This is a genomic window from Streptomyces fodineus (assembly GCF_001735805.1).
Lineage (GTDB): Bacteria > Actinomycetota > Actinomycetes > Streptomycetales > Streptomycetaceae > Streptomyces > Streptomyces fodineus.
This window is the reverse complement of the sequence record NZ_CP017248.1, coordinates 1,730,168-1,755,003: the sequence shown is the minus strand read 5'-3', so window position 1 is coordinate 1,755,003 and position 24,836 is coordinate 1,730,168. Positions and strand designations below refer to the sequence as shown.

6 protein-coding genes are annotated in these 24,836 nt (G+C 73.4%); all 6 read left to right on the top strand.

Annotated features, from left to right (window positions below):
- Nucleotides 1–82 precede the first annotated feature (82 nt).
- Nucleotides 83–11,188, top strand: a complete 11,106-nt coding sequence (locus tag BFF78_RS47365; protein ID WP_069777512.1) for a type I polyketide synthase — start codon at nt 83–85, stop codon at nt 11,186–11,188.
- A 68-nt stretch (nt 11,189–11,256) separates the two neighbouring features.
- A complete protein-coding gene (locus BFF78_RS07150) occupies nt 11,257–12,696 on the top strand; it encodes a cytochrome P450 (protein WP_069777511.1) in 1,440 nt (479 codons plus the stop codon).
- Nucleotides 12,697–12,853: 157 nt separating this feature from the next.
- Nucleotides 12,854–13,438, top strand: coding sequence for a DUF2867 domain-containing protein (locus BFF78_RS07145; protein WP_069777510.1), 585 nt, complete (start codon nt 12,854–12,856; stop codon nt 13,436–13,438).
- 280 nt (nt 13,439–13,718) lie between these two features.
- Nucleotides 13,719–21,842 (top strand): type I polyketide synthase, encoded by an 8,124-nt coding sequence (locus tag BFF78_RS07140; protein WP_069783430.1) that lies wholly within the window; start codon nt 13,719–13,721, stop codon nt 21,840–21,842.
- Between the two features lie 44 nt (nt 21,843–21,886).
- Nucleotides 21,887–23,044: an acyl-CoA dehydrogenase family protein gene (locus BFF78_RS07135; protein WP_069777509.1), complete on the top strand. Its 1,158-nt coding sequence runs from the start codon at nt 21,887–21,889 to the stop codon at nt 23,042–23,044.
- 201 nt (nt 23,045–23,245) lie between these two features.
- Entirely contained in the window at nt 23,246–24,550 is a 1,305-nt protein-coding gene (locus BFF78_RS07130) for a cytochrome P450 (RefSeq protein WP_069777508.1), read from the top strand.
- Nucleotides 24,551–24,836: the final 286 nt, after the last annotated feature.

Genomic DNA, 24,836 nt, shown 5'->3' with positions numbered 1-24,836 from the left:
TGACCGCCATCGCGAGCGGACCTCGCATGACCGCACGAGAGCACGCCGTCGCCGCAATGAGCTTGGAGACGAAGGAATAGACATGGCCACCGATCAGAACCAGCTCATCGAGGCGCTCCGGAAATCCCTCAAGGAGACCGACAGGCTCCGTCAGCTCAACAAGCGGCTGCTCGCACAGGCCGGCGAACCGCTGGCGATCGTCGGCATGAGCTGCCGCTACCCGGGCGGCGTCACCTCTCCCGACGAACTGTGGGAGCTCGTCGCGTCGGGGCGCGACGCCATCACGGGGCTGCCCGCCGACCGGGGCTGGGACCTGGAGCGGCTCTACGACCCGAGCATGCGCCGGCCCGGCGCCGTGTCCACCAGCGGCGGCGGCTTCCTCGACGACATCGCCGAGTTCGACGCGGAGTTCTTCGGGATCAGCCCGCGCGAGGCGCTGGCGATGGACCCGCAGCAGCGTCTGCTGCTGGAGGCGTCGTGGGAGGCGTTCGAGGACGCGGGAATCGACCCCACCTCGCTGCGCGGGAGCAACACCGGTGTCTTCTGTGGTGTCGGTACGACCGACTACTGCACGGTGCCGCCTGGCAGCCTGCCGCAGATCGAGGGCTTCCAGCTGACCGGCGGGGCGGCCAGTGTGTCCTCCGGCCGTATTTCCTATGTGTTCGGCCTTGAAGGGCCCGCGGTGTCCGTGGACACGGCCTGCTCCTCCTCCGCGGTCGCCCTGCACATGGCGACGCAGGCCCTGCGAGCGGGCGAGTGCTCCATGGCGCTCGTCGGCGGTGTGACGGTCATGTCCGGGCCGTTCCTGCTGGCCGAGTTCAGCCGCCAGCAGGCGGTCTCGCCGGACGGCCGTTGCCGCGCCTACGCCGCTTCCGCCAACGGCACGGGCTTTTCCGATGGGCTGGGTCTGGTCGTACTGGAGCGGTTGTCGGACGCGCAGCGCAAGGGCCGGCGCATCCTCGGTCTGATCCGGGGCAGCGCGGTGAACCAGGACGGTGCGAGCAACGGTCTTACGGCGCCGAACGGTCCGTCCCAGGAGCGGGTGATCCGGCAGGCGTTGGCCAATGCCGGGCTGTCGCCGTCCGACGTGGACGCGGTGGAGGGCCATGGCACCGGCACGGTCCTCGGTGACCCGATCGAGGCGCAGGCGTTGCTGGCGACCTACGGCCGGGAGCGTGACGGGGATCCCCTGTGGCTGGGGTCGATCAAGTCCAACATCGGCCACACCTCCCTGGCCGCCGGTGTGGCGGGTGTGATCAAGATGGTGATGGCGATGCGGCACGGGGTGCTGCCGCCGACCTTGCACGTGGATGCGCCGTCCCCGCACATCGACTGGCAGACCGGCGAGGTCGAGCTGTTGACCGAGGCCAGGGAGTGGACCGGCCACGGCCGACCCCGCCGTGCGGGTGTGTCGTCGTTCGGGGTGAGTGGTACGAACGCGCACATCATCCTGGAGGAGGCGCCGGTCGAGGAGTCGTCCGAGGGGCGTGGGGCGGCTGTGATGCCGGTGGTGCCGGTGACGGTGTCCGGGCGGACGGTGGCGGCGCTGCGGGCGCAGGCGGACCGGTTGCGTGTTCATGTGCTGGCGCGGCCGGAGTTGTCTGCGGCCGATCTGGGTTTCTCCGCGGCTGTCACGCGGGCTCACTTGGAGTACCGGGGTGTGGTGGCGGCCGGCGACCGTGACCAGTTGCTGTCCGGGCTGGCCGCGCTGGCGGTGGGTGAGCCGTCGCCGCAGGTTGTCGAGGGCCGGGCCGTCTCCACGGTGAAGCCGGTGTTCGTGTTCCCGGGGCAGGGGGCGCAGTGGGAGGGCATGGCGGTCGAACTGATCGATTCCTCACCGGTGTTCGCGGCTGAGATCGCCGCTTGTGGTGAGGCGCTGGCGGAGTTTGTGGAGTGGGATCTGGAGGGTGTGCTGCGGGGTGTGCCGGGTGCGCCGTCTTTGGAGCGGGTGGATGTCGTACAGCCGGCGTTGTTCGCGGTGATGGTGAGTCTGGCGGCGTTGTGGCGGTCGTTCGGTGTGGAGCCGTCGGCGGTGGTGGGTCACTCGCAGGGTGAGATCGCTGCTGCGTATGTGGCGGGTGGTTTGTCGTTGCGGGATGCGGCGCGGGTTGTGGCGGTGCGCAGTCAGTTGGTCCGTGACCGGCTGGCCGGGCATGGCGGGATGATGTCGGTCGCGCTGCCCAAGGAACGGGTCGAGGAACTGATCTCCTCGTATGCGGGTCGGGTGTCGGTGGCGGCGGTGAACGGCCCGGCGGCGGTGGTTGTCGCGGGTGAACCCGGCGCGCTGGATGAGGTGTTGGCGGCCTGCGAGCGCGACGGTGTGCGGGCGCGCCGGGTGAACGTGGACTATGCCTCGCACTCGGCGCAGGTCGAGGCGATCGAGGCCGAGTTGCTGGAGGCGCTGGCGCCGGTGGAGGCGTCGAGTGGCCGGGTGCCGTTCTATTCCACGGTGACGGGCGGGTTCCTCGACACGGCGTCGATGGACGCCGCCTACTGGTACCGGAACCTGCGCAGCCAGGTCGGCTTCGAGCCCGCGATCCGCGCCCTCATTGACAACGCCGCCGGATGCTTCCTGGAGATGTCCCCCCACCCCGTGCTCGCCATGGCCGTGGAGGAGACCGTTGCCGCCCACGGCACGGACAACCGCGTCGGAGTCGTCGGATCCCTGCGCCGCGGTGAGGGGGGTCTCGCCCGGTTCATGCTCTCGCTGGGGGAGGCGCACGCGGCCGGGGTGAAGGTCGACTGGGCCGCCTGCTTCGCGGGCTCCGGGGCCGAGCGGGTTGCCCTGCCCACCTACGCCTTCCAGCACAAACGCTATTGGCTGGACGCCACCGGCCTCGCCGATGCCTCCGCGGTCGGCCTCGGCCGCGTCGAGCACCCGATTCTGGCGGCGGCGGTGCGGGTGGGTGACCGCGACGAGTGGGTCTTCACCGGCCGTGTCTCCCACCAGGGCCAGCCCTGGGCCCGTGACCATGCCCTGTTCGGCACGGTCAGCCTGCCCGGCGCCGCGCTGGTGGAGCTGGTCCTGTCCGCGGGCCGGCACGTGGGCTGCGACCTGATCGACGGGCTGGACCTCGACGCCCCGCTGGTCCTGGACGACGACGCGGTACGGGTCCAGGTCACCCTCGGCCGGGCCGACGCCGACGGCCGCCGTGAGGTGGCGGTCTACTCGCGGCCGGACACCGGCGACGAGCAGTCCACCGAGCCCGTCTGCCACGCGCGCGGCCGAATCGCCCCCGGCGCCGAGCCGTCGTCCGCCCCGCTGGGCGAGTGGCCGCCCGCCGGGGCGCAGCCGGTGCCGGTGGACTCCCTGTACGCCGCCCTGGCCGAACTCGGCCTGGACTGCGGTGCGTTGCTGCAGTGCGCGCAGTCCGCATGGCAGCTCGGCGACGAGGTGTACGCCGAACTCGCGCTGCCCGACGGCACGGAGCCCGGCGGTTACGCGATCCACCCGGCTCTGCTCGAGTCCGCGCTGCACACCGCCCACCGGCCCGATGCCCGATCGGCGGCGTCGGCCGTGTCCTGGTCGGGCGTGCGCCTGGCGGGCGACAAGGTCTCCCAGGCGCGGGCACGCCTCGGCACGGCCGCCGACGGTGTGCTGCGGCTCGACGTCTTCGAGGCCGACGGCGCACCCGTGGCGCACGTCGACCGGATCACCGTACGGGCCGCCGACCCGGCCCGGTTCGGTCAGCCGCGCCACGGACAGAACTCTCTCTTCCGCCTGGACTGGGCCCCGGTCACCGCCGGTGCGGCGAAGCCGGTGCGGCTCGCCGCGCTGGGCGAGGTCACCGCGGCGGCCGACCGCCATCCCGACCTGGCCGCGCTCGGCCGAGCCGTCGCCGACGGCGCGCCCGTCCCGCAGGCGGTTCTGGCGGCGATCGACACCCCCGCCGGCCACACGCCCTCGGCGGTGCGTGACGCGGCCGCGCGGGCCGTGTCGCTGATACGGCAGTGGCTCGCCGCCGAACCGCTGGGCGAGGCCACGCTCGTCGTGGTCACGCGCGGCGCGGTGGCGGTCGGGGACGAGGTCCCCGACCCCGGGCAGGCCGCCGTGTGGGGCGTCGCACGCGCCGCGCAGTCCGAGCACCCCGGCCGCCTCCTGCTCGTGGACGCCGACGGGGAGCAGGAGTGGGGTGCGCTGCTCGCTCTGGACGAGCCGCAGCTCGCCGTGCGCGAGGGCCGGGTGCTGGCCCCCCGGCTGGCCCGACTGCCCGGCGGGGCCGCGGACCGGCACCAGCCCATCGACCCCGACGGCACCGTGCTGATCACCGGTGCCCTCGGCGCGGTGTTCGCCGAGCACCTCGTCGCGCGCCGCGGCGCCCGCCACGTGGTGCTGGCCGCCGCGTCGGGCGAGGCCGACCGGCTCACCGCCGACCTGGCGTTCCTCGGCGCGCGCGTGCGCGTCGAGCCCTGTGACGTCACCGACCGGGGCCAACTGGCCGCGCTGCTCGGCTCCCTGGAGAGCCCCCTGACCGCGGTCGTGCACGCGGCGGGCGAGCCCGCCGCCGGCCTGATCGAGACCCTCTCCGACGAGGGGCTGGAGACGGTACTGCGGGCCACGGTCGACACGGCCTGGCACCTGCACGAGCTGACCGCGGGCGCGGACCTCTCCGCCTTCGTGCTGTTCTCGTCCTACGCGGGGCTGGTCGGCATCCCCGGCCAGGCGGCCACCTCCGCGGCGGACGCGGCCCTGGCGGCGCTGGTGAACGGCCGCCGCTCGGCCGGGCTGCCCGCCACCGCGCTCGCCTGGGGGCTCTGGGCCGACGGCCGAGGCGGCACCGACACCGGCGCGCCCGGCCCCGTCCTCGTGGCGCAAGCCGGAATCCGCCCGCTGCCCACCGAGCTGGGCCTCGAACTGTTCGACCACGCTCTCGCCGCCGACGAGCCGCTGCTCGCTCCCGTCGAGCTCGATCCTGCCGTCCTGCGGGAGCAGGCCAGGGCCGGACTGCTGCCCGCCGCGCTGCGCGGTCTCGTCCGGGTGCCCGCCCGGCGCGCGGCATCCGGCGGCTCCCTGGCCCGGCGCCTGGCCGAGGTGCCGGAAGCCGAGCGGGAGCACGTCGTACTCGAACTGGTCACGGCGCAGGCGGCGTCCGTGCTCGGCCACGCCTCCGCCGACGAGGTGGACGGCGAACGCGCCTTCAAGGAGCTCGGCTTCGACTCCGTCAGCGCGGTCGAACTGCGCAACCGGCTCTCGCGGAGCACCGGCGTGCCCCTTCCCGCCACCCTCGTGTTCGACCATCCCACACCGGTGGCCGTCGCGCGGCTGCTGCTCTCGCAGGTCGATGGCGTGGCCAAGACCGCTGTCCCAGCCGTGCGGCGGCGGAGCGGGGCGGTGGACGAGCCGCTGGCGATCGTCGGCATCGGGTGCCGCTACCCCGGCGGCGTCACCTCGGCCGAAGACCTGTGGCAGCTCGTGGCCGACGGCCGTGACGTGATCGGCCCCCTGCCCGCCGACCGCGGCTGGGACCTGGAGCGGCTCTACAGCCCGGACCGCGAGCAGGCCGGCACGACCTACGCGCGCGGCGGCGGCTTCCTCACCGGCATGGGCGACTTCGACGCCGAGTTCTTCGGCATCAGCCCGCGCGAGGCCGTGGCCATGGACCCCCAGCAGCGCCTGCTGCTGGAGACCTCCTGGGAAACCCTGGAACACGCCGGGATCGACCCGACGTCCCTGCGCGGCACCGACACCGGTGTCTTCGTCGGCATCACCGGCTCCGACTACAGCCTCCTCGTGCCCGGCGAGTACGAGGGCTACCGCGTCACCGGCACCATGTCCAGTGTCGCCTCCGGCCGTATCGCCTACACCCTCGGCCTGGAAGGCCCGGCCGTGTCGGTGGAGACGGCCTGCTCCTCCTCCGGGGTCGCGCTGCACCTGGCGGCGCAGGCACTCCGGGGCGGCGAGTGCTCGCTGGCGCTGGCGGGCGGTGTGACGCTGATGACGACGCCCGTGACGCTCACCGAGTTCAGCCGGCAGGGAGCGGTATCGCCGGACGGCCGTTGCCGCGCCTACGCCGCCTCCGCCGACGGCACCGGTTTCTCCGACGGCCTGGGTCTGGTCGTACTGGAGCGGTTGTCGGACGCCCGGCGCAACGGTCGGCGGATCCTGGGTCTGATCCGTGGCACGGCGATCAATCAGGACGGTGCGAGCAACGGTCTTACGGCGCCGAACGGTCCGTCCCAGGAGCGGGTGATCCGGCAGGCGTTGGCCAATGCCGGGCTGTCGCCGTCCGACGTGGACGCGGTGGAGGGCCATGGCACGGGCACGGTCCTCGGTGACCCGATCGAGGCGCAGGCGTTGCTGGCGACGTACGGCCGGGAGCGTGACGGGGATCCCCTGTGGCTGGGGTCGATCAAGTCCAACATCGGCCACACCTCGGGCGCGTCCGGCGTGGCGGGTGTGATCAAGATGGTGATGGCCATGCGGCACGGGGTACTGCCGAAGACCCTGCACGTGGATGCGCCGTCCCCGCACATCGACTGGCAGACCGGCGAGGTCGAGCTGCTGACCGAGGCCCGTGAGTGGGCCGTCGAGGGGCGTCCGCGGCGTGCCGGTGTGTCGTCGTTCGGGGTGAGCGGCACCAACGCGCACATCATCCTGGAGGAGGCGCCGGCCGACACCCCGGCCGCCGAGACCGCGACGGCGGCCCCGCCTGCCGTGACGCCGGTGCTGCTCTCCGCGCGCACCGAGGCGGCCCTGCGTACGCAGGCCGAGCGGCTGCGGCGGCACCTGCTGGGCAACCCCGGACTCTCGGTCCTCGACATCGGGTACTCCCAGCTGACCACGCGCGCCAGGCTGGACCACCAGGCGGTGCTCGTGGCCGCCGGCCGGGACGAACTGACCGCCGAACTCGCCGCCTTCGCCGTGGGCGAGGTGACCGAGCAGACGGTCTTCGGCCGTCCCTCCACCACCGCCAAGCCGGTGTTCGTGTTCCCGGGGCAGGGGGCGCAGTGGGAGGGCATGGCGGTCGAACTGATCGATTCCTCACCGGTGTTCGCGGCTGAGATCGCCGCTTGTGGTGAGGCGCTGGCGGAGTTTGTGGAGTGGGATCTGGAGGGTGTGCTGCGGGGTGTGCCGGGTGCGCCGTCTTTGGAGCGGGTGGATGTCGTACAGCCGGCGTTGTTCGCGGTGATGGTGAGTCTGGCGGCGTTGTGGCGGTCGTTCGGTGTGGAGCCGTCGGCGGTGGTGGGTCACTCGCAGGGTGAGATCGCTGCTGCGTATGTGGCGGGTGGTTTGTCGTTGCGGGATGCGGCGCGGGTTGTGGCGGTGCGTAGCCAGTTGGTCCGTGACCGGCTGGCCGGGCGCGGCGGGATGATGTCGGTGGCGCTGCCGGTGGAGCGGGTCGAGGAGCTGATCTCCTCGTATGCGGGTCGGGTGTCGGTGGCGGCGGTGAACGGCCCGGCGGCGGTGGTTGTCGCGGGTGAACCCGGCGCGCTGGATGAGGTGTTGGCGGCCTGCGAGCGCGACGGTGTGCGGGCGCGCCGGGTGAACGTGGACTATGCCTCGCACTCGGCGCAGGTCGAGGCGATCGAGGCCGAGTTGCTGGAGGCGCTGGCGCCGGTGGAGGCGTCGAGTGGCCGGGTGCCGTTCTATTCCACGGTGACGGGCGGGTTCCTCGACACGGCGTCGATGGACGCCGCCTACTGGTACCGGAACCTGCGCAGCCAGGTCGGCTTCGAGCCCGCGATCCGCGCCCTCATCGACAACGCCGCCGGATGCTTCCTGGAGATGTCCCCCCACCCCGTGCTGGGGATCGCCATGGAGGAGACCGCCGCCGGCGCGGGCCGGGTCGGTGTGGTCGGCTCGCTGCGCCGTCACGAGGGCGGTATGAAGCGGTTCCTGCTCTCCCTGGCGGAGGCGCACCTCGCCGGGGTGAAGGTCGACTGGGGCGCGTGCTTCGCCGGCTCCGGCGCCCAGCGGGGCCCGCTGCCCACCTACGCCTTCCAGCGCAAGCGGTACTGGCCGAGCGCGCGGCCGGTCGCCGGTGACCCGGCCGGCTCCGGGCTCGGGCGCGTCGAGCACCCGGTTCTGACGGCGGGCGTGCAACTCGCCGACCGGGACGAGTGGGTGCTCACCGGCCGCCTGTCCCACGACTCCCAGCCCTGGCTCCGCGACCACGCCGCCTTCGGCCTCCCCGTCGCGCCCACCACGACACTGGTGGAGCTGGCGCTGGCCGCGGGCCGCGGTGTCGGGACGCCGCTGCTCGACGAGATGATGTTCGAGGCGCCGCTGCTGCTGCCCGACGGCGCGGCGCTGCAGATCCAGGCGATCGTCGGCGCTCCCGGAGCGGACGGCCGCCGGTCGGTGAGCCTCCACTCGCGCCCGGACGGTGACCAGCGCGCCGAGTCGGTGCGCCACTGCACGGGCCGGCTTGCGCCGGACACCGAGCCCGCCGCGGGCTGGGCGGGCCAGTGGCCGCCCGCCGGGGCGGAGCCGGTGCCGGTGGACTCCCTGTACGCCGCGCTGGCCGAACTCGGCCTGGACTGCGGCCCGGCGCTGCACGGGGTGCGGGCCCTGTGGCGCTCCGGCAGCGAGGTGTACGCCGAGCTCGCGCTGCCCGAGGACATCGGCGCCGCATCCTTCGGTGTCCACCCGGCCCTGTTCGAGTCCGCCCTGCACAGCGGGCAGTTGGGCTTCACCGGTCAGGGCGCGGCGATGCTGCCGGTCTCCTGGTCCGGGGTGCGGCTGGCCGCACCCGGCGTCGGCGGGGGCCGTGCACGCGTCGTCGTCGAAGGGGACACCCTGCGGCTGGACGTCTTCGACGCGGACGGTGGGCTCGTCCTCGGCGTGGACCGCGTCGCCTTCCAGGAGGCCGACCCGGCTCACCTGGAGGAGCTGCGTCGTGGCCAGAGCGCGCTGTACCGCGTCGACTGGGTTCCGGTTCCGGCCGGTGCGGCCACGCCGGTGCGGCTGGCCGCGCTGGGCGGGGCCGCCGGGGCGGTGACGGACCGGTACGCCGATCTGGCGGAACTCGAACGGGCCGTGGACGGCGGAGCGGCAGCCCCGCAGGCCGTGCTCGCCCCGATCGCCACGCCCGCCGGCGACGATCCCTCGGCGGTGCGCGCCGCGGCCGACGAGGCCGCGGCCCTGGTACGGCGCTGGACGGACCGCGAGCGGGCCGGTGACCCGGTGCTGGTCGTGGCGACGCGCCGGGCGGTGGCGGTGCGGGACGGGGAGGTCCCCGACCCGGCGCAGGCGGCGGTCCGGGCCGTGCTGCGGGCGGCGCAGTCCGGGTATCCCGGCCGGTTCCTCGTCGTGGACGTGGACGAGGACGCCGAACCGGACTGGGGTGCGGTGCTTGGTGCCGACGAGCCGCAACTGGCCCTGCGTGCCGGGCAGTTGCTGGCCCCGCGGCTGGCTCCGGTTCCGGCCGGCTCCGCCGGCCGGGACGGGGTCTGGGACCCGGACGGCACGGTGCTGATCACCGGCGGCCTGACCCCTCGGGGTGCGGCGCTGGCCAGGCACCTGGCCGCCCACCACGGCGTCCGCAACCTGCTGCTGCTCGGCGAGCCGTGCGCCGCCGCGGACGCGCTGGTCGGGCAGCTGGCGGAACTCGGTGCGCGGGCCCGTGTCGAGGCGCCCGATCCCGGCCGGCTGGCCACGGTGGTCGGGTCCCTGGACCGGCCGCTCACCGCGGTCGTCCACGCCGCGGGCGGGCCCGGGGGACTGGAACTTGCCTGGCGGCTGCACACGTTGACCGAGCGGGCCGGTCTCTCCGCCTTCGTGGTGTTCGGCTCGTTCCGCTCCCTCGCCGGCGGCCCGGCCGAGGACCCGGCGGCCGAGGCGGCCGGGGAGGCGCTGGTGCGGGCGCGGCGCGCGGCCGGTCTCGCGGGCACCGTGCTGGCGTGGGGCCCGTGGGAGTCAGACGCCGCGTCCCCGGGCACCGCCGAGCTGTCGGTCGAGCGCGCCCTGGAGCTGTTCGACCAGGCCCTCGCCGTGGACGCCGCGCTCGTGGCGCCGGTGGTGCCGGACCTCGCGGCCCTGCGTGCGCAGGCTCTCGACCGGACGCTGCCGGCGCTGCTGCGCGGCCTGGTCCGGCTGCCCGCAAAGCCGGAGGCGGGCGGCGGGTCGCTGGCGCAGCGGCTTACGGGCGTCTTGGACGCGGACCGCGAACGGATCGTGCTCGAACTGGTCGCGGCGCACGTCGCGGCGGTGCTCGGCCACACGGCCGACGACCGGATCGACGCCGAGCGCAGGCTCAAGGAACTCGGCATGGACTCGATGAGCGCGGTCCAGCTGCGCAACCGGCTGGCGCAGGCCACCGGCCTGCGGCTGCCCGTGTCGTTCGTCTTCGAGCACCCGACCCCGGCGGAGCTCGCCCGGCAGCTGCTCAAGCGGGTCGGCTCCGGCGCACCGGCCGCCGGTGCGCCCGAGCCCGCCGCGGAGACGATCGGTGTGCGGCTCCGGCAGGCCGCCGCGTCCGGAACCATGCCGGAGGCGCTGCGGCACCTGGTGGCCGCCGCGAGCGAGGGACCGGCCTTCGCGTCGGCCGCCGAGCTGCCCGACACCGGCGGACGCCTCGCCCAACTGGCCTGCGGACCGGGCCGGGTGAAGATCGTCTGCGTGCCGTCGTACGTGTACGTGGTCGGCTCCGGCCAGGAACAGTTCATGCGCCTGGCCGACCGCTTCGAGGGAGTGCGGGACGTCTACGTCTGCTCCCTGCCGGGCTTCGGGACCGGGCTCGCCCCGCAGTCCCGGGAGGTCGCCCTGGAGGTACTGGACGACGCGATCCGCGCGGCCGTCGGTGACGCGCCGTTCGTCCTGGTCGGCTACTCCATGGGCGGTGCCGTGGCGCGTGCGCTGGCCGGGCGCCTGGAGTCCCGCGGTGCCGCGCTCGCCGGGGTCGCCCTGATCGACACGCTCGCGTTCGACGGCGACGGGGGCGGTGGCGCGTTCGCCGCCCTGCTGTCCGGGATCCTCGACCAGGAGCGGCGCGAGATCTCCATCGACGACGCCGGCTGGCTGTCCATGGGTGCCTACCTGCGCCTGTTCACCGGCCTGCCGCCGCAGACCGTCGCCGCCCGGACCCTGATGATCCGGGCGGCCGAACCTCTCGGCGCCGCGGCGCCGGACGGCCCGCGGTGGGAGGACACCGACGAGCACGCCGACGTCGCCGCCGACCACTTCGCCCTGATCGGGGCCGCCGCCGCGGACACCGCGGACGCGATCGAACGGTGGATCGAGCCATGAGCGGCGCCGCATACCCCAAGCCCGAGCACGTGACCCGAGCGCCAACGAGACAAGGAAGCAACGAGACCATGGACCACTCCAGCAACGCTCACGACGCGGCGGCCACGGGGGGCACGTGCCCGGTCGCCCACTCCGCACCGGCCCCGCAGGAGGTCGTTCCCTCCACCGCGCTGCCGGTGGTGGACATGCCCCGGCTGAAGCAGGTGCTGAGCATCTGGGCCCGCCCGGAGCCCTATCTGAAGAACTGCCGCGCCAAGTACGGCAGCAGGTTCCGCGTGACGATCATCCCCGGCGTTCCGCTCTATGTGATATCGGCACCGGAGGACGTCAAGCAGATGTTCCTGGCGCCCCGGGACGTCCTGCACACCGGGTCCAGCAACACCCCCATCGAGAAGTGGACCGGCCAGAACGGCCTGGCCTGGCTGGACGAGCAGGAGCACACCGCCCGGCGGCGCAGCGTCATGCCGAGCTTCCGCGGCGACGCGCTGAAGCGGGTCCAGCAGGAGGTCGTCCGCCTCGCCAAGCACGAGGTCGCGTCCTGGCCGCGCGACCGGGCCGTACCGGTCCACCCCTTCGCGCACCGCTACACCACGAAGGTGATCCTCGAAGTCCTCTTCGGCGAGCACCGTCCCTCCTGCGAGCCCGAGATGTTCGGGGAGGTGATGAAGATGCTGGAGTTCAACTCCCGCCCGAGCACGATGAAGCCGTTCCACCTGCTGCCGTCCTGGAAGATGACGTGGATGCGCCTGTTCCGGCCCAACGGCGTGGGCGAGTTCCTGACCCGCCGCGAGCGGGTCCACCGGATGGTGGACGAGGCCATCGCCGAGCGCGAGCGGTCCGGCGCCTCCGGCGACGACCTGCTGGGCGTGATGCTCGGCATCACCGACGCGGACGGTGCCGCACCGAGCCGGGTCGAGATGCGAGACGAGATCATGACCCAGTTCCTCGCCGGTACGGAGACCACCGCCTCGGCCATCTGCTGGGCGCTGGAGTTCCTCACCCGGCACCCGCACGTGGTCGAGCGCCTGCGCGCGGAGATCGAGGACGGGACGAGCGACGAGTACCTGACGGCGGTGGTGCACGAGGTGCTGCGGCTCGGCCCGCCGATCCAGCAGATCGTCCCCCGCGAGGTGGTCAAGCCGGTCGAGATCGGCGGCGTGCGCTACGCGCCCGGCGACCGCCTGTGGGCCAGCGCCTACCTGCTCAACCGGGACGAGCACAACTACCCGCAGCCGGACGAGTTCCGGCCGGAGCGCTTCCTCGGCGTCAAGCCCGCCTCGCACACCTGGATCCCGTTCGGCGGCGGCCACACCCGGTGCCTCGGCGACCGGATCGCGCTGATGGAGCTGAAGGCGACACTGACCGAGATCCTTGCGACCTGCGATGTCGAACGCGCCGACGCCGAGCCGGAGTCCGCGCACAGCCGTACGGTGGTCAACATTCCGCGCAAGGGTGCCCGGATGGTGTTCCGCCCGCGCAAGGTGACAGCCCGGGCGGCCACGGCCTGAGGCGGGGCCGTCACGTGCGGCCAAGCCGACTGCGGGCGGTCGACGGCGACTTCCCGCGGTCGGCCGACGCACCCCCGGGTACGTTGGTGCCGTCGCGCGTGACCGGTTCAGCTCCCGCGCGCATCCGCGCGACCGTGGCACGAGAGAGGGAAACTGCATGAGGCTGCCGAACACCGCGTTCACCGAACGGCCGTGGCGGATCCACGCGTTCATCAAGGACTTCGAGGTCGAGGACGTATGGGACCTGGACACCCCCGGAGGACCCGGCGATCTGCCCCTCCTGGTCGAGCAGTTCGCCGGCGACGGCAGGGACTTCGACCCGTCGCCGGCGTACAAGGTGCTGTTCGCGATCCGCTGGAGACTCGGTGCCCTCCTCAAGTGGGACGGAGCGGAGCACGGCGTCGGCCCGCGCAACCCCTCCCTGCGGGACCGGCTGCCGGACGACCTGCGTGAGGGTCCGCGCGGCCCGGACCTGAGGACGGTGCCGATGAAGTCGGTCTACCAGACCTCCGACGAGTGGGTGACCGAGGTCGTCAACAAGACGGTGCACGCGGTGATGCACATCGGCTGGGTGGACGACGGCAACGGCAGGCACCACGCGCAGATGGCCGTGCTGGTCAAGAAGAAGGGCATGCTGGGGAAGGTCTACATGCCCGTCATCCTGCCGTTCCGGCGTGTCTTCGTGACGCCGTCCCTGGTCCGGACGATCGGCCGCGGCTGGAAGGCCCGTACGGCCGGCTGAGGCCGGGGCGCATGTGACGACTCCGGCGGGCCCAGAACACAGCCCGACACCCTGACGGCCGGCGCGGAACACCGCGTCGGCCATCAGGGCTGCCCGGAAACAGGCGCCGACCGGCACCGCCCCGCCGCGTGAAGCTCTTGCCCGGCACGGAAATTCGCCGAATGAGAGGCCGCGAAAGTGTATCTGCGGGGGCCGTTCACGGATCGTGCAGAGCAGCCAAAGGGGTAGAGAGGGCTGGAGCTCTATGGGCGTGAACGAGTTCGGGGAAGGGCTCACCGGGATGGACCAGGGGGTGGATCGAAATGCCGTCGCCGTCATCGGAATGTCGTGCCGGGTCCCGGGCGCCGAGGACGTCCGCGCCTTCTGGAAGCTACTGAGGGAGGGCGAGCACGCGATAGCGGACGCCCCAGCCGACCGGTGGCCCACGGACGTCGCCGAACTGGCGCGCCACCCGCAGGGCGGCTTCGTCGACCGCGTCGCCGACTTCGACGCGGGCTTCTTCGGCATCTCCCCGCGCGAGGCCGCGGTGATGGACCCGCGCCAGCGCATGGTGCTCGAACTGAGCTGGGAGGCACTGGAAGACGCCTTCCTCCCGGTGGAGAGCCTGCGCGGCAGCGCCACCGCGGTGTTCCTGGGCGCCACCGGGGACGACTACGCCTCCCTGGCGCACCGGCACGGCGGCGCGGCGCTGTCCCACCACTCCATCGCCGGTCTGGGCCGCGGCCTGATCGCCAACCGGGTGTCGCACCAACTGGGCCTGCACGGGCCGAGCCTGACCGTGGACACCGCGCAGTCGTCCTCCCTCGTCGCGGTGCACATGGCCTGCGAAACCCTGCGGGCGGGCACCGCCCGCCTGGCGCTGGCCGGCGGCGTCCACCTGAACCTCGTACCGGAGAGCACGATCGCCTTCGCCCGCTCCGGGGCGCTGTCGCCGGACTGCCGCAGCTACACCTTCGACGCCCGCGCCAACGGTTTCGTCCGCGGCGAGGGCGCGGGTGTGGTCGTACTCAAGCGCCTGGCCGACGCGATCGCGGACGGCGATCCCGTGTACTGCGTGCTGCTCGGCGGCGCCGTCAACCACGACGGCCCCGGCGCGCTGACCGTCCCCAACGCCCAGGCGCAGAGCGCCCTGCTGAGCGAGGCCTGCCGCGCCGCCCGTGTGGCACCCGACCAGGTGCGGTACGTCGAACTGCACGGCACCGGCACTCGGGCGGGCGACCCGGTCGAGGCGAGCGCCCTGGCCGACGTGTTCGGCGAGGGCCGCGACGCCGCGCAGCCGCTGCTGGTCGGATCGGTGAAGACCAACATCGGCCACCTCGACGCGGCCGCGGGCGTCCTGGGCCTGATCAAGGTCGCCCTGTCGATGCGGCACGGTCTGCTGCCCGCCAGCCTCAACTACCGCACGCCGAACCCGGACATCCCCCTTCAGGAGTGGAAGCTGCGGGTCAACGCCGCCGCCGCGCCCTGGCCCGACGGCCCCCGGCTGGCCGGCGTCAGCTCCTTCGGTATCGGCGGCACCAACTGCCACCTCGTCGTCGCCGCCCCCGAGTCCGGGCCCGAGCCGCAGCCGGCGGCCGAGCCCGCGCCGCCCGCCACCCCGGTCCCGGTCACCCTGTCCGCGCGGACCCCCCAGGCCCTGCGGGCCCAGGCCCGCCGGCTGCACGACTGGGTGCAGGGCGGCACCGGCCTGCACCCCCTGGACGTCGGCCACTCCGCCGCGACCACCCGGTCCGCGCTGAAGAGCCGGGGCGTCGTGCTCGCCGCCGACCGCGAGGAACTGCTCGACGGACTCGCCGCGCTGGCGGACGGACAGCCGTCGGTGCGGGTCGTCACCGGCACCGCCGCCGAGGGCACCGGCGTGGTGTGGGTGTTCTCCGGCCAGGGCGCGCACTGGGTCGGCATGGCCCAGGGGCTGTGGGACACCGACGAGGTGTTCGCCGCCCGCATGGACGAGTGCGAGCGCCTGCTGCGGCAGTTCGCCGGCTGGTCGCTGCGGGACGTGCTCGGCGACGAGGCCGCCCTGAAGCGGATGGACGTCGTACAGCCCGCGCTGTTCGCCGTCATGGTCTCGCTGGCCGAGGTGTGGCGCGCGGCCGGCGTGGCACCCGACGCGGTCATCGGCCACTCCCAGGGCGAGATCGCCGCCGCGACCGCGGCCGGCATCCTCTCCCTGGCCGACGGTGTGCGGCTGATCGTGGCCCGCGCGCGGATCATCACCGAGAAGCTGTCCGGGCGGGGCCTGATGGCCGTCCTGGACCTGCCCGCCGACCAGGTCGACCAGTCCCGCGTCTCGATCGGGGCGGTGAACTCGCCCGGCACCGTGGTGATCTCCGGCGACCCCGACGCCGTCCGCGCGGCCGTCGCCGCCTGCGAGGCCCGGGGCAGCCGCGCCCGGATCGTGCCGGTCGACTACGCCTCCCACTGCGACCACGTCGAATCCATCCGCGAGGACGTGCTGCGCGGCGTCGCGGGCGCCGAGACCACCGACACCGGCGTGGCGTTCTACTCGACCGTCGTCGCCGGTCGGGTCGACCCGGCCACCCTGGACGCCGAGTACTGGTACCGGAACCTGCGCGAGCCGGTCCGCTTCGCCGACACCGTGCAAGCCCTGACCGACGCCGGATACGGCGTGTTCGTGGAGGTCAGCCCGCACCCGGTGCTGGCGATGCACATCGCCGCCACGGCTGGCTCCGCCGTCGTACAGTCCACGCTGCGCCGCCACGAGGACGAGACGCACCGCCTGCTGCTGTCCATGGCCGAGCTGCACAGCCGGGGCGTCGACGTCGACTGGCGGCGCCGGTTCACCGGAGCCCGGCGCGTGCCGCTGCCGACGTACGCCTTCCAGCGCGAGACCTACTGGATCGACGGCGCGGCCGTCGAGACACCCGCCGCGCGGCCGGTGCCCGCCGCCGCGGCGCCCATGGACCCGCCCCCGGCCGCGGGGATGTCCGAGCAGGAGCTGTGGACGCTGGTGCGCGGGGAGGCGGCGGTGCTGCTCGGGCACGCCGACACCGCGCGGATCGGGGCGGACCACACCTTCAAGGAACTCGGCTTCGACTCGGTGACGGCGGTGCAGCTGCGCGACCGGCTGGGCGCCGCGACCGGCCTGCAGCTGCCCGCCTCCACGGCCTACGACCACCCCACCCCCGCCGCTCTCGTGCGGCACCTGTGCGAGCGCTTCTCCGGTGAGGGCGAGGACGGGGCCGGCGCGGTTCACGTCCCCGTCCCGGCCGCCGACGAGCCGATCGCGATCGTCGGCATGAGCTGCCGGCTGCCCGGCGGTGTCGCCACCCCCGAGGATCTGTGGCGGCTGGTCGCCGACGGCGTCGACGCGATCACCGGCTTCCCCGAGGACCGGGGCTGGCAGGTCGACGTGGACGCGGACTTCGTGCCCGCCGGCGGCTTCCTGGACGGCGCGGCGGACTTCGACGCCGGCTTCTTCCGGATCAGCCCCCGCGAGGCCCTCGCCATGGACCCGCAGCAGCGGCTCGCCCTGGAAGCCGTGTGGGAGGCGCTGGAGCACGCGGGCCAGGACCCGGCGCAGCTGCGCCGCACCGGCACCGCGGTGTTCATGGGCGCCATGGCCCAGGACTACCTGCCGCGCCTGCAGGACGTCTCCGGCAACCTCGCGGGCCATGCGCTGACCGGCGGTTCCGGCAGCGTCGTCTCCGGACGGATCGCCTACAGCCTCGGCCTGGAGGGACCGGCCGTCACCGTCGACACCGCCTGCTCCTCCTCCCTGGTCGCCGTGCACCTGGCCGCCCAGTCTCTGCGCTCCGGTGACTGCTCGCTCGCCCTCGCGGGCGGTGTCACCGTGATGTCCACCCCGGGCATGTTCGTCGAGTTCGCCCGGCAGGGCGGGCTGGCCGCCGACGGCCGCTGCAAGGCGTTCTCCGACGCCGCCGACGGCACCGGATGGTCCGAGGGCGTCGGCGTGCTGGTGCTGGAGCGGCTGTCCGACGCCCGGCGGCGCGGGCGCCGTGTGCTGGCCGTGCTGCGCGGCAGCGCGATCAACCAGGACGGCGAGAGCAACGGCCTCACCGCGCCCAACGGTCCCTCCCAGGAACGGGTGATCCGCCAGGCCCTCGCCTCGGCCGCCCTGTCGCCGGCCGAGGTCGACGCGGTGGAGGCGCACGGCACCGGCACCAGCCTCGGCGACCCGATCGAGGCACAGGCCCTGCTGTCCGTCTACGGCCGGGACCGCGAGGACCCGCTGTGGCTGGGATCGCTGAAGTCCAACATCGGCCACACCCAGGCCGCCGCGGGCGTCGCCGGAATCATCAAGATGATCATGGCGATGCGTGCGGGAGAGCTGCCCAGGACCCTGCACGCCGAGCAGCCCTCCAGCCGGGTCGACTGGTCCTCGGGCGCCGTGCGGCTGCTGGCCGAACGGCGCGACTGGCCGCGGGCGCAGCGGCCCCGGCGCGCCGGCGTCTCCTCGTTCGGGATCAGCGGCACCAACGCGCACGTGATCATCGAGCAGGGCGACCCCGTCGAGCCCGCCGCCCCCTCGGCCACGCCGCCCCGGGGTGAGACGGTGTGGCCGGTGTCGGCGCACAGCGCCAGGGCGCTGGCCGGGCAGGCGCGCAAGCTGGCCGCCGCGCTCTCCGCCGAGACCGCCGCACACCCGGCCGACGTGGCTCTGTCCCTGGCCACCCAGCGCGCGGTCCTCGACCACCGTGCCGTGGTCATCGGCTCGGACCGGGAGGAACTCCTCGCCGGACTCGACGCCCTGGCCCGAGGGCAGCGGGAGTCCGGCGTGATCACCGGTCACGCGTCGGCGCCGCCCGGCGTCGGTGTCCTCTTCTCCGGGCAGGGCAGCCAGCGCCTGGGCATGAGCCGGGAACTGAGCGCGGCCTTCCCGGTGTTCGCCGAGGCCTGGCGCGAGGTCTGCGCGGAACTCGACCCCCTGCTGGAGCACCCCGTCGACGCGGTCGTCTGCGCCGAACCCGGGTCCGCGACGGCCGGGCTGCTCGACGAGACGGCGATCACCCAACCCGCGCTGTTCGCCTTCGAGGTGGCCGCCTACCGGCTCCTGACGTCCCTCGGCGTCGAACCCGCCGTGCTCGTCGGGCACTCCATCGGCGAACTGGCCGCCGCACACGTGGCGGGCGTGTTCTCGCTGGCCGACGCGGCCCGTCTGGTCGCCGCGCGCGGACGCCTGATGGGGGCGCTGCCGCGCGACGGTGCCATGGTGGCCGTACAGGCGAGCGAGGACGAGGTACGGGCCGCGCTGGCCGGACACGAGGCGGCCGCGTCCGTCGCCGCGGTGAACGGGCCCGCCGCGGTGGTCCTCTCGGGGGTGGCGGAGGTCGTCACCGAGGTCGCCGAGGCCCTGGCCGCCGAGGGGCGCAAGACGACCCGGCTGCGGGTCTCGCACGCCTTCCACTCGCCGCTGATGGACCCCATGCTCGACGAGTTCCGGCGCGTCGCCGAGACGGTCACCTACGAGCCGGCACGCCTCGCGGTCGTGTCCAACCTCTCCGGCGCCCTCGCCGCACCGGGCGAGCTGGAGCACCCCGCGTACTGGGTGCGCCATGTGCGGGACGCCGTGCGCTTCGCGGACGGTGTCGCCGCCGCCGTGACGGCCGGTGCCGGGGTGCTGGTCGAGGTGGGCCCCGACGGGGTGCTGTCGGCCATGGCCGCCGACACCCTCACCGACACCGAGGTGACGGCGATACCCCTGGCCCGCAAGGGCCGTTCCGAGACCCGTACGGCGACCGAGGCCCTGGCCCGCCTGCATGTCGCCGGTGTGCCCGTCGACTGGCGGGTCTACCTGGACGCCGTCGGCGTCGGCGGCAGGCCCGTCGACCTGCCCCTGTACGCCTTCGACCACCAGCGCTACTGGGCGCAGCCGGCCCGGCCGCACGGCGATGTCGCGGACGCCGGGCTCGAACCCGTCGGGCATCCCTTCCTGTCCGCCGTCACCGACCTGGCCGCCGGCGACCAGACGCTGTTCAGCGGACGCATCGACCCCGACGCCGAGCCCTGGCTCGCCGACCACGCCGTCTTCGGCACCGTCGTGTTCCCCGGCGCGGCCCTGGTCGACCTGGCGCTGCGCGCGATCGAGGGCACCGGCTGCCGAGCCGTCGAGGAACTGACCCTCCACGCGCCACTGACCTTCGCCGGCGGTGCCGTACGGGTGCAGGTCGTCGTCGGCGCGGCGGAAGCGTCCGGCCGGCGCCCCGTCGAGGTGTACTCGCGTCCGGCCTCCGCCACCGCCGGCCCCTGGACCCGGCACGCCGCCGGGCACGTGGTCCCGCAGGCTCCCGCAGGTGCCTCCCCCGCGGACGTGTGGCCCCCGCGGGACGCCGACCCGGTGGACGTGTCCGCCTTCTACGCGGAACTGGACGAACGCGGCTACGGATACGGCCCGGCCTTCCAGGGGCTGCGTTCGCTGTGGCGGCTCGGCGACGCGGTCCACGGCGAGGTCGAGCTGCCGGAGCGGGTACCGCACGGCAAGGGCGGATTCGCCCTGCACCCGGCCCTGTTCGACGCCGCACTGCACCCGGTGCTGTCGCTGATGGTGCCGGACGACCCGACGCGGGCGGTACTGCCCTACTCGTTCTCCGGCGTCGCCTGCCACGCGCCCGTCGCGGGCCGGCTGCGGGTCCACGCCGCCCGGATCAGCGAGAGCGAGGTGTCGATGTCGATCACGCGTCCCGACGGTGCACCCGTGCTGACCGTCGAGTCCCTCGCCCTGATGCCGGCCTCGGCGGACCAGCTCTCCCGGGGCTCCCTCGCCGACTCGCTGTTCGCCGTGCGGTGGGCGCCCGTGGAGCCCGGCCCGCAGCGGACGGCCGGCCCCGCCGACATCGTGCACGTGACGGCGGACGGGCACGGATACGCTCCCGCGGCGGCGCGCGCCGCCGCCCGCACCGCGCTGGACCTGGTGCAGCGTCGACTGAGCAACCACCACGACCACCCGCTGGTCATCGTGACCAGGAACGCCGTGGCGGCCCTCCCCGGCGAGACCCCCGATCCGGCCCTCGCCCCGGTGTGGGGCCTGGTGCGCTCCGCACAGGTCGAGCACGGCGACCAGTTCGTGCTCGTGGACAGCGACGGCAGCGAGGAGTCGCTGCGCGCGCTCGAGACCCTGGACCCGGGCATCCCCGAGCTGGCCATCCGCCAGGGCCGGGCCTACGCACCGCACCTGGTCCCCGAGCCCGCCCCGGCCGCCGCGCGGCAGGCCTGGGACCCGGACGGAACAGTCCTGCTCACCGGCGCGACCGGCGGGCTCGGCGCCCTGCTCGCCCGGCACCTCGTCGTCGAGCACCACGTGCGCAACCTGATGCTGCTCAGCCGCTCCGGTGCGGCCACCCTCGCCGCCGAACTGGCCGAGCTGGGCGCGAACGTCACCCAGGCGGCCTGTGACGTCTCCGATGCCGGGGCACTGGCGGAGCAGCTCGCCCGGATCCCGCAGGACGCGCCGCTCACCGCCGTCGTCCACATGGCCGGCGTCCTCGACGACACCACCGTGGAGCTGATGACACCCGAGCGGCTCGACCGTGTCTTCGCGCCCAAGGCCGACGCCGCATGGCACCTGCACGAGCTCACCCGGCACATGGAGCTGTCGGCCTTCGTCATGTACTCCTCCGTGGTGGGCGTGATCGGCAACGCGGGCCAGGCGAACTACGCGGCGGCCAACGCCTTCCTCAACGCACTGGCCGAGCTCCGGGCCGGGGCGGGCCTGCCCGCGCTCTCGCTGGCCTGGGGGCCGTGGGAGACCGGCATGGCGAGCACGCTCGGCGAGGCCGACCTGGCGCGCTTCAGGCGCCATGGCATGGAACCGCTGACGGCACAACGGGGCATGGCCCTGTTCGACGCCGCGGTCGCCGCGGACCGGACGCTGCAACTGCCCGTGCAGGTCGACGGGGGCGCCCTGGGCCGGGACAGCGTGCCGGCGCTGCTGCGCACCCTGGTCCGGCCCGCGCCCGCGCCCGCGCCCGCTCCGGCGGAGAAGGCCGTTCCCGCGGCGGAGAGCGCGGAGTCCCCCATGGTGCGCAAGCTGGCCGGCCTCCCGCCGGAGGAGCAGCACGAGCACCTGGTGGCGCTGCTGCTGGACACCGCCGCCGTCGTGCTGGGCTACGCGTCCGCCGACGACATCGACGCCGACATGACGTTCCAGGAGATCGGCTTCGACTCCCTCAGCGGCGTCGACTTCCGCAACCAGGTCAAGAAGGACACGGGCGTCCACGTCCCGGCCACGGTGATCTACAACTATCCGACGCCCGCCGCGCTGGCCGGGCGCGTACGGGAACTGCTGTTCCCAGCGGCGGAGATGACGGACGGGACCGCCGGCCTGCCGGACGACGCGAGCGACGCACACGACGAGACCGACGCGCTCGACGAGATCGACGAACTCGACATCGAGGCCCTCGTACAGCGGGCGATTTCCGAATGACAACGTCCGTGCCCCCCTGTGCCGGACCTGGAAGTGGTGGAGAGATGAAACCGGAAGACCTGAAGGCCGTTCGCACCTTCGTCAAGGAGTGCCTCGACGGCCGTCACACGGAGCTGGACGCGCTCGACGACAAGCCGTCGGACGTCTACGAGAGGTTCCGGGAGACCGGACTGGCCAACTGGTGGCTGCCGCGGGAGCTCGGCGGGCGCGGGCTCGGCCTCGAGGACAGCGTCGAGATCGTCAACGAGATCTCCTACGGCGACGCCGGGGTGGCCTTCACGCTCTTCATCTCGGTGCTGGGCACCAGCATCGTGCAGCTGTACGGCTCCGAGGAGCTGAAGGCCCGTCATCTCGCGCCGATGGCCGCCCGGGGCTCGTTCTGTGCGACCCTGGGCAGCGAACGGGCCGCGGGCAGCGAACTCGCCAAGATCGACACCGTGGTCGCGGCGGACGGGGACGAACTCGTCGTCACCGGCGAGAAGTTCTTCTCGACCAACACCGACTTCGCCGACTTCCTCGTCGTCATCGCCCGCTCGGCCGAGGATCCCGAGGCGTACCACGCCGTGCTGGTCCCGCGCGACACCCCCGGCGTCGAGGTCGTCCAACGCTGGGACGTCATCGGTCTGCGCGCCTCGCACACCTACCAGGTCAGCCTGAAGGGCTGCCGTGTCCCCGCCGCGAACCGCCTGGACGGGGCGGGCCTCAGGCTGCTGGAGATCGGTCTCAACGCCAGCCGCATCCTGATCGCCGCCACCGCGATCGGGGTCGCCCGCCGCATCCGCGACCACTGCATGACCTACGCCAAGGGCAAGCCGTTCCGCGAGGGCGCCCTCCTGGACAGCCCCGTGTTCGCGCAGCGGCTCGGGCAGATGGAGATGCAGATCGACGTCATGAAGAGCCACTGTCTGCGGGCCGCCCGCGACTACGACGCGATCATGGCGGACCCCGGTGCCGCCGCCCTCTTCCACCGCCAGGGCACCCTGAAGTCCGCCCTGACCGCGAAGATGTTCTGCGGCCAGGCCGGCTGGGAGGTGGCGAGCGCGGGCTCCGAGATGTTCGGCGGACTCGGCTACACCCACGAACTGCCCATCGGCAAGCTGATGCGCGACATCCGCTACGTCTCCCTCGTGGAAGGGGGTGACGACGTCCTGCGCGAACTCCTCTTCAGCCGCTACGTCATCCCCGTGCCCCGCCGCTCCTAGAAGCCGTTCCTTTGCGGATTATGTGATTCCGGGAGCCCGGAGACTTCGATGCGGCACGGAAACAACAACGGACTCACAGCTGAAACCTCAGATACATCACACTGGTTGGGGTCGGCAGCCGCTTGACGCGATTTCCACGATCGGGTGACACTGCTGATGTTTTTGGCGTCCCTCGATACGTCAGTGCAAATGGAGAGTTTCATGTCCTTGGAACAACCCGCCCTCCCGTTATCACGAAGTGCCACCGAGGTTCGCCAAAGCGAGTTACCCGCCGTTCTCGGCGGGTTCGATCTGAGCGATCAGGACCGTTTCGGCGACGGATTCCCGCACGAGGTCTTCGCCCGGCTCCGCCGGGAAGCACCCATCCTGCTGCACCCGCCCGGCCGCACCCGCGACGGTGAGAACTTCTGGGTGCTCTCCCGCTACGCCGACGTGGTCGAGGCCGCGGCCCATCCGCTGCTGTCCTCCCAGGGCGGCGGCGACCGCGAGGGCGGCGGCACCCACCTCGACGACCTGCCCGCCGGCACCTACTCCGGCGCGATGCTGAACATGATGGACGACCCGCGGCACCGGCTGCTGCGCGATCTGGTCACCCCCTCGGTCACCGGCCCGGTGCTGGACGCACTGACCCCGGCCATCACCGAACGCGCCGAGGCGATCATCTCCGAGGTCGTGGAGCAGGGCTCGTGCGACTTCCAGAACGATGTCGCCGGCCGGTTCTCCGTCGAGGTCATGGCCGCGCTGATGGGAATACCGCGCGCGGACTGGCCGCAGTTCGTCGACTGGACCGAGGTCGTCATGGGCTACGAGGACCGCGACTCCGGCGAGTCCTCCTCACGCAGCCAGGCCGCGCTGCTCGCCATGTACCAGTACGGCGTCAAACTGATCGCCGACAAGCGCGCCCAACCGGCCCAGGACTTCCTGTCCCTGATCGCCGCCGGTGACCTGCCGGACGGCCACGGCGAGCCGCCGCTGCGCGAGTACGAGCGCGAGGTGTTCGTCAACCTGCTGACCCTGGCCGGCAGCGAGCCCACCCGTAACGTCATCGCGGTGGGCCTGCTCGCCCTGGCCGAGCGGCCGGACCAGTGGCAGGCACTGCGCGCGGACCGCTCCCTGCTGGGCAGCGCGATCGAGGAGATGATGCGCTGGTCCACGCCGACGCCGTACAACCGGCGCACGGCGACAGAGGACTTCACCTTCCGCGATGTGCGGTTCCGCCGCGGCGACAAGGTGACGCTGTGGTGGTCCTCCGCCAACCGGGACGAGAGTGTGTTCGCCGACGCCATGTCCTTCGACGTGCGCCGCGACCCCAACCCGCACCTGGCCTTCGGCCACGGGCCGCACAGCTGCCTCGCGGTGGACCTGGCCCGCATCGAACTGCGCACGCTGTTCGGCGTGCTGCTCGACCGGGTCGCCGAGGTGCGGCTGACCGGTCCGGTGCCCTGGGCCAACAACAGCAAGCACACGGTGGCGCTGAGAGTGCCGGTGGAGTTCGTCCGGGCCTGAGCGGACCGGTGTCCCGCTGCTCGCGGCAGGTGCCTTGACCACACCTGCCGCAGTGGTCCGGGGAAGGGCGGTCACGGCGTGGTGACCACCTGCCCGCGGCGGGCCGGTGTCCGAGGCCGGTCCGCGAGCGATCCCGAGTGCGGCCGGCCTGGTGCCGCCGCGGTCCGGCGCGGCGGCATGCCTGCCGTCTGAACGCGCCGGATGCCTACGACCGGACATCCGACTGCCCGACAGGATCACGGCAGTTGTCCGTCCGGAGTGCCCGCCGGGCAGACCGGCGTGTCCT

Excerpts from the sequence above, each read along its gene's own strand:
- BFF78_RS47365 (WP_069777512.1), top strand. The coding sequence starts at position 83 with ATGGCCACCGATCAGAACCAGCTCATCGAGGCGCTCCGGAAATCCCTC.
- BFF78_RS07150 (WP_069777511.1), top strand. The coding sequence starts at position 11,257 with ATGGACCACTCCAGCAACGCTCACGACGCGGCGGCCACGGGGGGCACG.
- BFF78_RS07145 (WP_069777510.1), top strand. The coding sequence starts at position 12,854 with ATGAGGCTGCCGAACACCGCGTTCACCGAACGGCCGTGGCGGATCCAC.
- BFF78_RS07140 (WP_069783430.1), top strand. The coding sequence starts at position 13,719 with ATGGACCAGGGGGTGGATCGAAATGCCGTCGCCGTCATCGGAATGTCG.
- BFF78_RS07135 (WP_069777509.1), top strand. The coding sequence starts at position 21,887 with ATGAAACCGGAAGACCTGAAGGCCGTTCGCACCTTCGTCAAGGAGTGC.
- BFF78_RS07130 (WP_069777508.1), top strand. The coding sequence starts at position 23,246 with ATGTCCTTGGAACAACCCGCCCTCCCGTTATCACGAAGTGCCACCGAG.